This window comes from Anaerosporobacter faecicola (assembly GCF_012070565.1).
In the GTDB taxonomy this organism is placed as follows: Bacteria; Bacillota; Clostridia; order Lachnospirales; family Lachnospiraceae; genus Anaerosporobacter; species Anaerosporobacter faecicola.
Genome location: NZ_JAAQRO010000022.1, coordinates 161,899 through 175,539, shown reverse-complemented (window position 1 = coordinate 175,539; position 13,641 = coordinate 161,899). Strand labels below are relative to the sequence as shown.

General features: G+C 36.6%; 11 protein-coding genes. 8 read left to right on the top strand and 3 right to left on the bottom strand.

Going from position 1 to position 13,641, the window contains the following annotated elements; all coding sequences use genetic code 11:
* The first annotated feature begins 51 nt into the window (after positions 1 to 51).
* From HBB17_RS08975 to HBB17_RS08965, 3 genes are all read left to right on the top strand, one after another.
* Positions 52 to 621 carry a class I SAM-dependent methyltransferase gene (locus HBB17_RS08975; protein WP_167957140.1) on the top strand — a complete coding sequence of 190 codons (570 nt, stop codon included), beginning with the start codon at positions 52 to 54 and terminating at the stop codon, positions 619 to 621.
* Positions 622 to 685: 64 nt separating this feature from the next.
* The gene (locus tag HBB17_RS08970) at positions 686 to 1,375 is read left to right on the top strand and encodes a response regulator transcription factor (RefSeq protein WP_167957139.1); all 690 of its coding nucleotides are present in this window, start codon (positions 686 to 688) and stop codon (positions 1,373 to 1,375) included.
* Between the two features lie 66 nt (positions 1,376 to 1,441).
* Positions 1,442 to 2,758 (top strand): sensor histidine kinase, encoded by a 1,317-nt coding sequence (locus HBB17_RS08965; RefSeq protein ID WP_167957138.1) that lies wholly within the window; start codon positions 1,442 to 1,444, stop codon positions 2,756 to 2,758.
* A 270-nt stretch (positions 2,759 to 3,028) separates the two neighbouring features.
* On the opposite strand, the gene HBB17_RS08960 is transcribed toward HBB17_RS08965, so the two are convergent.
* On the bottom strand, positions 3,029 to 4,258 hold the full coding sequence (locus HBB17_RS08960) for a DUF4352 domain-containing protein (protein ID WP_167957137.1): 1,230 nt from the start codon (positions 4,256 to 4,258) through the stop codon (positions 3,029 to 3,031).
* Positions 4,259 to 4,339: 81 nt separating this feature from the next.
* Complete coding sequence (locus HBB17_RS08955; protein ID WP_167957136.1) at positions 4,340 to 4,684, bottom strand: Ig-like domain-containing protein; 345 nt, start codon at positions 4,682 to 4,684, stop codon at positions 4,340 to 4,342.
* A gap of 258 nt (positions 4,685 to 4,942) precedes the next feature.
* Between HBB17_RS08955 and HBB17_RS08950 the strand changes: the two genes are divergently transcribed.
* The 4 genes from HBB17_RS08950 to HBB17_RS08935 all read left to right on the top strand — a co-directional run bounded on the left by HBB17_RS08950 (position 4,943) and on the right by HBB17_RS08935 (position 9,612).
* On the top strand, positions 4,943 to 5,713 hold the full coding sequence (locus HBB17_RS08950) for a flavin reductase family protein (RefSeq protein ID WP_330588196.1): 771 nt from the start codon (positions 4,943 to 4,945) through the stop codon (positions 5,711 to 5,713).
* Between the two features lie 53 nt (positions 5,714 to 5,766).
* Entirely contained in the window at positions 5,767 to 7,623 is a 1,857-nt protein-coding gene (locus tag HBB17_RS08945) for an ATP-dependent nuclease (protein WP_167957135.1), read from the top strand.
* A gap of 88 nt (positions 7,624 to 7,711) precedes the next feature.
* Entirely contained in the window at positions 7,712 to 8,215 is a 504-nt protein-coding gene (locus tag HBB17_RS08940) for a shikimate kinase (RefSeq protein ID WP_167957134.1), read from the top strand.
* A 98-nt stretch (positions 8,216 to 8,313) separates the two neighbouring features.
* A complete protein-coding gene (locus HBB17_RS08935; RefSeq protein ID WP_167957133.1) occupies positions 8,314 to 9,612 on the top strand; it encodes a UDP-N-acetylglucosamine 1-carboxyvinyltransferase in 1,299 nt (432 codons plus the stop codon).
* Positions 9,613 to 9,803: 191 nt separating this feature from the next.
* Here the strand turns inward: HBB17_RS08935 and HBB17_RS08930 are convergent, their stop codons facing one another.
* A complete protein-coding gene (locus HBB17_RS08930; RefSeq protein WP_167957132.1) occupies positions 9,804 to 10,910 on the bottom strand; it encodes an HD-GYP domain-containing protein in 1,107 nt (368 codons plus the stop codon).
* A 431-nt stretch (positions 10,911 to 11,341) separates the two neighbouring features.
* Here HBB17_RS08930 and HBB17_RS08925 point away from each other — a divergent pair, with 431 nt between their 5' ends.
* The gene (locus HBB17_RS08925; protein WP_167957131.1) at positions 11,342 to 13,615 is read left to right on the top strand and encodes a heavy metal translocating P-type ATPase; all 2,274 of its coding nucleotides are present in this window, start codon (positions 11,342 to 11,344) and stop codon (positions 13,613 to 13,615) included.
* Positions 13,616 to 13,641 lie beyond the last annotated feature (26 nt).

Below are 13,641 nucleotides of genomic sequence, written 5' to 3'. Positions count from 1 at the left end.
AGTAGATGAAAAGCATCATTTTCAAAGAGACGGGCAACGAAAGGAGTACATATGGCAATTTATATGGGAAATGAAAACTGGTGGGATGATCGTTTTTCTGGTAGAGAAAAACGTCTAGGAAAACCAGAGGAAAAGTTAGTTGCGTGGGAAAATCGGTTGTTACCAGGTCCTGTACTAGATGTTGCATGCGGGCAAGGAAGGAACGCAATCTATCTTGCTTCCTTAGGATATTCCGTGACGGCACTTGATTTTAGTAGAGTGGCAATTACGCATCTTCGGGAGTTAGCAAAAGAAGCAGGGGTTACGATTGCTACGGTGCAAGGTGATTGCCAATGTAGAGATACCTTTGTACCATTGGGAATGTTTCAAACGATTGTAGTGAATCATTATCGTCTTACGCAGGAGATTGTGGGGGAACTGCTTTCCCATCTGACCCCCGATGGTTTGTTATGGATTAATGGGTTCTGTCGTTGCCCAGAAACGAATCCCAATATTACGACCAGAGATTTATTGAATGTGGAGGACTATATGCAATACAAAGAGCGCGGATATGATGTCCTTACAGAACAATACGAAACAGATCTAGGGGAGTTTGTCTGTATAGTAATAAAAGCCCAATAGAAACGGCTGTTTCATGAGTATAACGTAGTTACGAAAGATAGAAATTGGTGAAGGAGGTAGTACAATGACAGACATTCTTATAATTGAGGATAATCTGGAGCTTGGTACATTACTTTGTGATTTTTTGAAGCGGGATGGCTATATTGTTTATCATGCTAAGTCAGGAGAAGAAGGCATACGGTATTTTCAAAGTTCGCCAGTTCGCTTAGTTTTGCTGGATATTATGTTGCCGCATCTGGATGGATTCGGTGTATGCCGTTTAATTCGTGAAAAAGAGAATATACCGATTATCATTATGAGTGCAAAAGTGGATAAAGAAGACCAATTAGCTGGTCTAGAATTAGGTGCAGATGATTACATAGAGAAACCCTTTGACATAGACATTATGTTGGCGAAAGTGAAAGGGCTTATGCGAAGAAGTTATGGGACAGACACCAAGCAGGAATTGTTGCGAGATGGTGATCTGGAAATCAATAAGACAGCAATGACCGTAACAAAGAATGGTATATTGTTAACAATGACAAAGAAGGAGTATGAGTTACTGGTTCTTTTCTTAGAAAATGGAGGAAAGACATTACAGAAAGAATGGGTATTTCAGAAAATATGGGGGAGTGACAGTTTTAGTGAGCCTTCCACGTTAACTGTACATATCAATAAGTTAAGAGAAAAGATTGAAGAAAATCCCAAGAAAGCAAAGAGAATCCTTACGGTATGGGGAGTTGGATATAAATACTGCTATACGGAAGTACTATAAAGAGACGAGTAAGAAGGTTTATGGATTTTGCAAAGGAAGAACAGAAGGTGGAGAGGCGATGGAACCATGAAAAGGTATGATAAGTTATTCATCTGGGTCGTTGTGGTATGGTTGCTCATTACAATTGGAGGTGTCATTGTTCTCCAAGGAGGGCATGAAAAGAAACAAGGCAAACCGTATCAGATTGTGATTAATCGTCTACTAGAACAGGTGAAAACAAAAGAAGATATCGAGGAACTTGACAGTTGGATTGTCGATGCTGAGAGTACACCCTACATTCAACAAGTTGCAGTTCAAAAAGAAAATACAAAACAAAAAGAAGATGTAGAACAATTAGAAACATTTTTGGATGCATCTACAGGAAATCAGGAGACAGAATATCTTACACGATTTGTTCAACTGAATGATGGACAGGGATACTTTATACGATTTGAAGTGAAACAAGTAGAGAGTTCTTCCAATGGTACAATATACTACTATTGGTTCTTTCTAAGTGGAGCAGTACTTTTGCTCATCGTCTGGCTTCTAGTGCATGTTAAGAAGGAAATCTTGCAGCCATTTCAAATGATAAAGAATATGCCATATGATCTTGCACGCGGGCATCTAAAACAGGAAATGAAGGAGAATAAAAATCGTTACTTTGGGAAGTTCCTTTGGGGAATCAATATGCTTCGTGAGACAATGGAAGATCATAAGAAAAAAGAAATGGAATTGGAAAAGGAGAAAAAGACAATGGTAGCATCTCTTTCCCATGATATTAAGACGCCACTTAGTATGATTACCTTATATACACAAGCCTTGAAGGAAGGGTTATATGATACAAAGGAAAAACAAAACGAAGCACTGGAACAGATTTTGGAAAAAACGATGGTGATTCAAAATTATGTATCGGAGATTGTGCATGTATCAAGGAACCAGTTATGTTCGCGAACGGTAAGGGAAGAATCTTTTTTATTGGAGGAGGTTATTGCATCGATTCGTTCCAGTTATGTAGAACGATGTAAGCGATATTATATAGATTTGACGATACAAGAAGTGCCTTCCTGTATGGTGTTAGGCGATAAGGATTGTCTTATTGAAGTCGTTGAAAATGTTTTGGAGAATGCGATTAAGTACGGGGACAAAGGAAGCATTACCATATCTTTCTTTGAAGAAGAGTATTGTCAGATTATTCAGATTACCAATAGTGGAATCCCAGTTCCGAATACAGAGTTTGTTCACATGTTTGAAAGCTTTTGGAGAGGCAACAATGCACATGAAAAACAAGGGTATGGTCTTGGCCTATACATATGCAAAAATCTTATGCAGCAGATGAAAGGCGAGATCTATGCGGAGAATACCCCTGATTCCATGAGCTTTATGATCGTTGTTCGAGAGGCATAGCAGAGCGTGCTTTATTTGTAGGGTTCGGGTGTCAAAAGCCCTTATTTATTTTGAGGTCTGTCAATTTGCACAATTTAAGTTTGTCTAACATGTAATACAGGACATAGTTCACTCTGGGCACGCTCTCGCCCCGCTGAAGTTCGTAGTGGTACATAAGGCTCTAAAGTACAGAGCCAAAGTACCAACGACTTCATACAGTTGCTCATCAAACTATGTCCTGTATTACATGAGATTAGCTAATGTTTGTGCAAATTAACGAAATAAAGTTTACTAAGGGCTATTGACACCCGAACCTTTGCAGGAAAACCAGATTCCTTGCTCATTTCGTTCAAGAAAAACTATGGTTGGGTTAGTATCATCCTTGCTAACAAGGAAGCACACATACCCTTGTTGGGTATTCCCTGTATACATATCAGTGAGCGTAGGTTCAAGTCCTGCAATGGATACAAAATCATCATATTTAATTCCGGCGCTACTTACTAACTCGAAGTTAGCAGAATTGATTTCAATTTTTGCGTCATCCACGGAATCGGTGGCCGTTACCTCAAAAAGTGCAAGTAGATATTCCATTCCCTCTGAAGGAAGGTCGTTATAGGAATTGGCTTTGGTTACGAGAGCAAGCGCTTCCTCTCCGCGATTTATTTCGGTTAGTGTTAGATTGGCTTGATAGGTATCGAATACTGTTTCTAGCCCATTAAATGTTGCTTGTTCACCAATGGAAAAGGGATTTAATCTAGAACCAAGAGTAGCATTGGTAGTATCTTGTTTGGGAATACTTTCAGCTGGAACATAAACAGTACTACCTTCTGCCAAAGCAGCATTTGGATCTGTAGAAAACCAGATTCCGTTATTATTTCGTTCTAAAAAGACCAGATTAGGGTATTGGTCATCCTCATCAACTTCAAAATAAGCATATCCTTCTTGGGTACCACCTGCATACATTTCCTGTAGAGTCGGTTTTAATCCACTAACTGAAGTAAATGCATCATATGTTTTTCCATTTTCACTTACAACCGTAAAGGAAGCGCTGTTAATATCAATAACGGCATCCTCTTGGGAAGACAATGCACGAATCCGAAATTTTGCAAAAAGATATTCTTTTCCCTCGGCTGGTTCTGAGTTATAGGAATTTGCGCCCATCGCCATCTGATAGGCTTCGTTCCCTCGTATAACCTCTAAGAGGGTGATTTCTGCCTGATAGGTATCAAAAAGTGTGTTATTTCCATTGAATAGAGCGGTTGTATGCAAAGGGAGAGGATTGGTTCGAGTACCGATGGGAACGGATTCATCTTCAATTGGTGTAACATCGGGTAGTGGTTTTGTCGTATTGGAATCATCAGAATCTAGATCGTCTGTACCCGGAACTGCTCCATTATTTTGGGGAGATTCACTACTTTGGTTGCCATCTTGAGTTGAATTTTGCGCGTTGGTACAGGAACAAAAAAGTGTAGATAGAAGAAAAAGAATAAGGATACCATAACATCGCTTATGAATTTTCATAATATACCTCCATAGTTTTATGAATTTTCAAGAATTGATGTTAGTGTATCCTTAATTTATGGGAATTATTATAAGTCTGAATTACTTGTTCATTTTAAAGTTAATCTTGATGGGACTGCGAAGGTATTTCCCACCCTTAGATTGTACCTTTGTTGTTACATTCAGTGTATAGACATCCGCTTCAGAATATGGTTCTAACGGTTCTACTTCTATGGTATTCGTTGCGGTATCGTAACGTATGGATGTCTGTAATGTTTTTTGATTCTGGTTCGTTACGTAGAGATTCACATTGTTCACAGATTTTGGATTCAGAGGGGTATTAAACTTTACTTTCCATACAAACATGTTCGTACGAAAGCGAATATCTTGACGAACTTTGTTCTTAACGTCATCGGTAGTCACAATATCTAAATAATTGGAAGCCATAGTATCACCTCTTTAATAAATGATGTTTGGGGAGAATGCCGATTGTTTCTCCGCCATAATACACATGACCTTTTGAAACAAGTATCTTCATATAATCGATTAGAACGACAAAAGGTATATAAATAAATATGTAAAAATACTTCATCATGTGCTAAAATAATTATTAAAATTGTAATCTTTTTAAAGAAAAAAGTCAATCGTATATAAGGCATAGATATTTAGAAAATGCTAAGATGTTTTTAGATAGAAAGGAGCATTGTGAACCTGCAAATATTGCGGTTGTTTACAAGTGAATATATGAATAAAGAAGTTTGGAAAGCTGGTAATATGCTATATCCATTGCCAGTAGTAATGGTTAGTTGTAAGAGAGAAGGAGAAAAACCGAATATTATTACAGTGGCTTGGGCTGGTACCGTCTGTACAAATCCACCTATGGTATCTATATCTGTACGACCAGAACGATATTCCTACGATATACTTGCAGAAACAAAGGAATTTGTTATTAATCTTACTACCAGAGATTTAGCAAGAGCAACCGATTATTGTGGGGTACGTTCGGGAAGGGATGTAGACAAATATAAGGAAATGGGGTTGCAAGTACAGGAGAGCAGTAAGATTTCAGCACCAGGAATTAAGGAAAGTCCAGTAAACATAGAATGTAAATTAAAGGAGATCATTAAATTAGGTTCGCACGATCTCTTTTTAGCAAATGTAGAAGCCATACAAGTAGATCGTTCCTTATTAACAGAAAAAGGTAAGTTGGAATTAGGAAGATCCAATCCCATTGTATACTCCCATGGTGAATATTACGACTTAGGTAATCTGATTGGAACCTTTGGCTATTCTGTAAAAAAGTCTAGTAAGAATTCCAAACAAGTAGAACGAGGAAGTGTTACAAGAAAGACTGTTGAAAAAAGTGCTGCCATTGAAAAGACAAAACACAAAGAAGAGTATCATTCGAAACGGATAAAGGATAAGCAGAAGAATAATCAAAAGAGTAATGCTAAAGATAGAAAAAGCAAAACATAATTTATATGTAAAGAACCAGTAGTAAATAACGAATGTAAAGGAGAGTAAAGCTTATGAAGATTAGTTATCTTAGAATTCGTAATTTTAAAGTTATTAAGGATATGACCATTAATGAAGTGGAAAATGCTCTAATTTTAGTAGGAAAGAATAACACTGGTAAAACAGTAGTTTTAGATGCCATTCGAGCAATTACTGGGGATTTTGTGGTAACAAAACCGAATTTTTTAGTGCCTGAAAAACCAATTCTTATTGATATTAAAGTTGAATTTTCAGAAGAGGATCTACAAAATTATCAGGAAAAAGGTATTGTTAGCCGTTACAAACGTTATGACTTGTGGGAAAAAGAATTTAAGACAAGACTCCCTTCTTTTCAGGAGGGGGTACTATCTTTTCAGTGTATCATTACACCAGATGGAACGATTAAGTACAATGACGGATTTAAAAAGAACAACATTTACATAAAAGCTGTTTTTCCTAAGATTTATCATATCGATCATACAAGGAACACGGATCAGATTCAAAATGATGTATTTAGTTTCTATGATAAACAAGATTTGATGAACTTACGCGAGAATATTTGTATGTTTGATTCTACGAAACCATGCAATAATTGTTTCCAATGCATTGGTGTGATATCAAAGAAGGAGCCCAATGATCTGACCATTTATGAAACAGCACGTTTGTTGGAGTATAAGTTATATCATATGAATTTGCAGCAATTTGCAGATAAAGTAAATCGGTATTTTTATAGAAACGGAAGTGTGTCCCAAAAGATTCGTTATACGGTGAATCTGGATATTGAAGACATGCTTCGAATTGAGACACAAATCTATAATGAAGAGCGTGGAACCAATGGTAATCTGAACATGTTGGGAGAAGGTTTAAAAAGCATATATGCATTATCCTTGCTGCAGGCTTATATTGATGAACCAGGTATATTGCCTTGTATCATTATGATAGAAGATCCAGAGATTTACCTTCATCCACAACTTCAAAAACAAGCAAGTGAGATTTTGTACCAATTATCCAAAAAGAATCAGGTAATGTTCTCCACCCATTCACCAAATTTAATCTTTAACTTCTCACAGAAACAGATCAAACAAGTTGTACTGGACGAAGAGCATTATACAACAGTTCGGGAGGATGCGGACATTGATGAGATCTTAGATGATCTAGGTTATACAGCCAATGATTTGATGAACGTTAATTTTGTATTTATTGTAGAAGGAAAGCAGGATAGTAGCCGTCTTCCATTACTTTTGGAAAAATATTATTCTGAGATATATGATGAGAATGGAAAACCACAGCGAATATCCATTATAACGACAAATAGCTGTACGAACATTAAGACCTACGCGAATCTAAAATACATTAACCAGTTGTATCTAAAGGATCAATTTTTAATGATTCGTGATAGTGACGGAAAAAATCCAAAACATCTTGTAAAGCAACTTTGTAGTTATTATAGCCAGAGAGCCAAGGAGGATGTTGATAAGCTTCCACGTGTAACACCAAAAAATGTATTAATATTAAAATATTATTCATTCGAGAATTACTTTTTAGATCCTAAAATTATGACTAAAATAGGTGTTGTGAAGAGCGAAGAAGAGTTTTATAATATACTTTATACAAAATGGAAAGATTATTTATTCAAATTAGGCAGTACAAAACGATTGATCAAGAATTTTAATCTTCGTATTACCTGTAAGAATGATCTGAAAAATAATATGGAATTGATCAAGACTTATGTGCGGGGACATAATCTTTTTGATATATTCTATGGTCGTTACCGTGGAGATGCACAGATCGATATTCTTCAAAAGTATATTGCTTATGCGCCAAGAGAGAATTTTAAAGATATATTGGATTCCATTGACTCCTTTGTCTACTTTGAGAATAGAAAAAAATAGAATATTTAGCAAAAGAACATGCAATACACTTTTTGCATTATGGTTATACTAAGAAAGAACAAAAGAATGACTTAATTTGGAGGAAGTTATGCGTAATGTAGTTTTAGTTGGAATGCCAGGTGCTGGTAAAAGTACGGCAGGAGTAATTTTAGCAAAAGTACTAGGCTATCAATTTATTGATAGCGATCTACTGATTCAAAAACAAGAAAAAAAGTTATTACATCAAATTATTGCAACGAAAGGTCTTGATGCGTTCATTGAGATAGAAAATAAAGTGAATGCTTCTATTGAGGCAGAGGAAGCCATCATTGCAACAGGAGGAAGTGTGATCTATGGAAAAGAAGCGATGGAACACCTTCGAGCCATTGGAACTGTCGTATACATAAAGCTGAGCTATGACACATTATGCAAACGGCTTGGCAATATAAAGCAAAGGGGTGTTGTGCTGAAAGAAGGTCAAGACTTGAGAGGGCTATATGATGAAAGATGTCCTCTGTATGAGCAATATTGTCATTTTGCAATTGATGCGGAAAATTTGGACGCAGAAGGATTAGTAGAGGCAATTCGTAATCTTTTGTTTACAAATGAATAGTTTATGGTATAATCATATATGTGAAAAAATTAAGAATGGAAAACTATGCTGAAAAATTAACTTTTTTCTGTTTTTATAGGAAACAATAGAGGTGTGCGATGGAGCAATATATTATCAAAGGTGGGAAACCGCTTCATGGGGAAGTTACAATAGGTGGCGCAAAGAATGCTGCTTTAGGTATCTTATCTGCTGCAATTATGACAGATGAAACAGTAACAATTGAGAATTTACCAAACGTACGAGACATTAATGTTTTATTACAGGCAATGGAAGGCATCGGGGCGAAGGTTGAGCGTGTTAATGAACATGTCGTTAAGATAAATGGAAGTCAAATTAGCAGTATTAATATTGATTATGAATTTATACGAAAGATACGAGCTTCTTACTATTTATTAGGAGCTTTGTTAGGAAAATACAATCATGCACAAGTTGCATTACCTGGTGGTTGTAACATCGGAAGCAGACCGATTGATCAACATATCAAAGGATTTGAAGCATTGGGAGCTTCTGTGAAGATTGAATATGGCATGATCTGTGCAAAAGCAGAAGAATTAATTGGTAACCACATCTATCTTGATATGGTTAGTGTTGGTGCTACTATTAATATCATGCTAGCTGCTTGTATGGCAGAAGGACAGACAATTATTGAGAATGCTGCAAAAGAACCTCACATTGTAGATGTAGCCAATTTTTTGAATAGTATGGGGGCGAACATTAAAGGTGCGGGTACTGATATTATTCGAATCAAAGGTGTCAATAAATTACATGGAACGGAATATTCAATTATTCCTGACCAGATTGAAGCGGGAACATTTATGTTAGCTGCAGCTGCTACAAAAGGGGAAGTACTGATCAAGAACGTAATACCAAAGCATCTTGAAGCAATTACAGCTAAATTAATCGAAATCGGTGCAACCGTTGAAGAATATGATGATTCTGTATTAGTGAAGTCTGAAAAACGTTTAGGTAATACACATGTTAAGACGTTACCATATCCAGGATTTCCAACAGATATGCAGCCACAGATTGCCACTTTGTTGGCGTTATCCAATGGAACAAGTATCGTAACAGAAAGTATCTTTGAAAATAGATTGAAATATGTTGATGAATTGGCTCGTATGGGTGCTACTATTAAAGTTGAAGGAAATAGTGCAATTATTACAGGAGTCGAAGGCTTTACTGGTGCGATTGTGAGTGCGCCTGATCTACGTGCAGGGGCTGCTTTAGTAACTGCAGGACTTGTAGCAGAAGGCTTTACTATTGTTGACCATATTGAATACATTGAACGTGGATATGAAAACTTTGAAGGTAAGATGCAGCAATTAGGCGCAGATATGGAAAAAGTAGATGTAGAGGATGACAAAGCCATTCAAAAATTCAAACTTAAAGTAGGTTAATATCTAATCGTATAGAAAAAAAGTTAATAAAACTATGATAAAATCTCAAATTATGTTAAGAGGGAGAAATCCTGCTTACTGTAATTTGAGATTTTTTTAGATAATTTTTGTGTAATTTAATTTGTAAGGTTATGTCTCGTGCTTGCGCCCAAAACATAACCTTAATTAGTTTTATTCATTATAAAAGTTGACTATAAAATTGCTTGTATGTATAGATCTTTGTGCTTAGAAAGATCGATGAATTCGCTACCAATTTGAACAATTGGATCTGCTAAGGCTTGCTTGTTCAGCATGATGATCTTGCCTTCCGATCCATCATTGAGACGTACCGTATTAGAAACATAGGTTGCGAACATTTTCTGAAAGAAAACAACTAAATAAGCAGGATCGTATTTGACGAACCCTTCTCTTTCGAAAATATGTAATACTTCAAAAGGACAAAGTGGTTCTCGATAGACTCGTTTGGAAGTCAAGGCATCATATACATCTGCAATTGCAACAATTTTTGAAAAATTATCGATCTGGTCACCTTTTAGATGTTGTGGGTAACCTGATCCATCGAGACGTTCATGATGCATCAAGGCAGCTTTCTTAATACGTATATCAATATCTCGATCTTTTAATAGGTCATAGCCCATTAACGTATGCTTTTTCATCATTCGATACTCATCATCTGTTAAACGATCCGGCTTCATAATGATTGATTGAGGAATCTCTAATTTTCCAATGTCGTGGAAAAGACCACATAGAGTAAGCGTATCAACATCTGCTTGTGACAGGTGGATCCATTGTCCAAATACATTGCAGATTAGGGAAACATTGATGCAATGGCTATAAGTGGAATCATCATACGCTCTCATACAATTGATCATATCAAATAAATGAATGGTATTACGGGATTTGCCCATTACCTTATTCGTTGAATTCAATAGATACGACAGATCTAAAGGAACATCGGTTGTAATAACCTGATCTATATAGGATTGAAAGTGATTTGCATAGGCATAGAATTCTTCTTGGAATTCTTGAAATTCCTTTGTGTTCCGAATCTTTTCTAGATGCCAATCTGAGGTAGAGGGCGAATCTTCATGAGAATCCTCATAAGCATTAACAATCTCCCCCTGATCATTCATCTGTACAAGAAGACTTTGGATGGCATAAAACTGTAGTTTGGAGATAATCTTGTCTGTTAATGTAGTACCATCGGCAACTAAAATCTTGCCAGAGTAATCAAGAATATCTTTTGCCAATACCATACCTGGTATTGCTTTGGACATGAGAATTTTTGTCACCTTCATACCTTATCACCTCTTTTGATATAAAATAATTAGAAGATATATGACATATACTAAATGAAAGATTAATCAAAAAATCTATTAATACGTAATAACATTGCGTATGATATCGAAAACTGATTGAACATTGCAAATATGTAACTTGAAACAGAGGCAATTTGGCCCTGTTGTCATATGTATAGTATAAAAATAATAATGTAAAAAGTCAATAAAGGGTGAATGTAATCGAAATTAGTTAAGATGGGAAATATGTCCTATTGTATATAGAAAAACAACCGTAATATAACAATGTGTTTTGAATGATTAAAGAGTGAAAAAAGTGATTGACGTATAGTAGAGAATAGATTATGATGGATATACCCCTTAGGGGTATAGAAAGGAAAATTTCCCTTTATAAAAGGAATAGAGATAAACCATCAGAAAGGAGAAACACAATGAAAGAAGTTACACTACAGATCAATGGGATGACTTGTGCAGCTTGCAGTAGTGGAGTTGAAAGAACCGTAAGAAAACAGGCAGGAGTTGAAACATGTGAAGTAAATCTAACCACAGCAAAAGCAAGGATTGTGTATGATGAAAAGCAGATTACTCTTGATACAATAAAAGCAAAGATTGAAAAAGCAGGTTTTGAACCAAAAGATATTGAAAAAGGGGCAGAGGATCATACACGGAAAGAGGAAGATGAGCAATTGGAAAGTGCCAAAAGAAGATTGATCAGTGCAATTCTTCTAGCTATTCCACTTTTATATCTATCCATGGGGCATATGTTACCATTTCCAATCTATGTACCAGAGTGGATCAGTATGGAACATCCAATGAATTTTGCACTTGCTCAGTTAATATTGACAATTCCAATCTTATATCTAGGACGAAACTTTTATATAGTCGGGTTTAAGACATTGGCAAAGGGAAATCCCAATATGGATTCACTTGTTGCAATCGGTACGACAAGCGCATTTCTTTACAGTTTGGTCATGACGATTAGAATACCGACTTCTGAACATGCAGTTCACAATCTGTACTATGAATCAGCTGCCGTAGTTATTACACTGATCATGTTAGGAAAATTCCTAGAGAAAAGAAGCAAAAGTAAAACCTCAGGCGCAATTAAAAAGTTATTAGAACTTACCCCAGACACGGCATGTCTGATTCACAATAATGAGGAGAAGATTATTCCTGTAGAGCAATTACAAGTTGGTGATCTTGTTGTCATCAAACCAGGTAATAAAATACCCATGGATGGTATTGTTACAACAGGGAACAGTAGTGTGGATGAGTCCATGTTAACAGGGGAGAGTATTCCCGTAGAAAAGCAGGCAGAGGATGAGGTAATTGGTGGTAGCATAAACTATAATGGTGTGCTTTATGTGCGAATTACAAGAACAGGAGAAGATACCACCTTATCTAAAATCATTAAACTCATTGAAGATGCGCAAGGGAAAAAAGCACCAATTGCAAAGATTGCAGATAAAGTTGCAGGGTATTTCGTACCAACGGTTATGGGAATTGCAATTGTCGCTGCAATTGTCTGGCTGCTAATGGGTTATGAACTTGCATTTGTATTAAAGATTTTTGTGTCGGTACTTGTAATTGCTTGTCCATGTGCGCTGGGTCTGGCAACTCCAACAGCAATCATGGTAGGTACGGGACTTGGTGCAAGCAATGGAATCCTGATTAAAAGTGGAGAAGCATTGGAGACAACCCATAAGGTTACAGCAGTAGTTTTAGATAAAACGGGTACCATTACCAATGGAAAACCACAGGTAACGGACCTCATTAGCCATTCGTATGCACCGAATGAACTTTTAATGATTGCAGCTCAGGTTGAAGCTGCATCGGATCATCCATTAGCCAATGCCATTGTAGGACAAGCAAAAGTGGTAAAGAAACAGGAAAATAACTGGGAGAACTGGATTCAAGAACAGAAGTACCTAGTAGAGGATTTTATAAATCTCAGTGGAAAAGGTGTAGAAGCGACATTTTCTAATGGAAAAAGTATTTTGATTGGGAATGATAAAATTCTAGCAGAACACGAAGTGGATATGAAGACTTATGAAGAGCAAGCCAATATGCTTGCAATGCAAGCAAAAACACCAATGTATGTAGCAATGGATCAAGAACTGATTGGTTTGATTGGAGTCGCGGATACCATTAAAAGCACCAGTAGAGAAGCAATAGAAAGCATTAAGAAATTAGGTGCAACCGTATATATGCTGACAGGAGATAATCAAAGAACGGCAGAGCATATTGGAGAACAGGTGCATGTGGACCATGTTATAGCGGAGGTATTACCTGGGGATAAAGCAGAGGTTGTTCGTAACTTGCAAATGGAAGGCAATGTTGTTATGATGGTCGGAGATGGAATCAATGATGCACCAGCATTGGTGCAAGCAGATATAGGAATGGCAATTGGTAGTGGAAGTGACGTGGCAATTGAATCTGGTGATATCGTGCTTATGAAATCGGATCTTCGTGATGTATATAAAGCTATTCGTTTAAGTAAATTAACCATTCGTAATATTAAGGAAAATTTGTTCTGGGCGTTCTTTTACAATATGATTGGAATTCCAGTTGCTGCAGGTGTATTTTATGGTCTAGATCATATGTTATTAAGCCCAATGCTGGCAGGATTTGCAATGTCACTCAGTTCCGTATGTGTAGTAGGAAATGCACTTCGGTTACGTATGAAGAAATTGGATAGCCAATGATACAATTGCTATACGCAATACAAAAG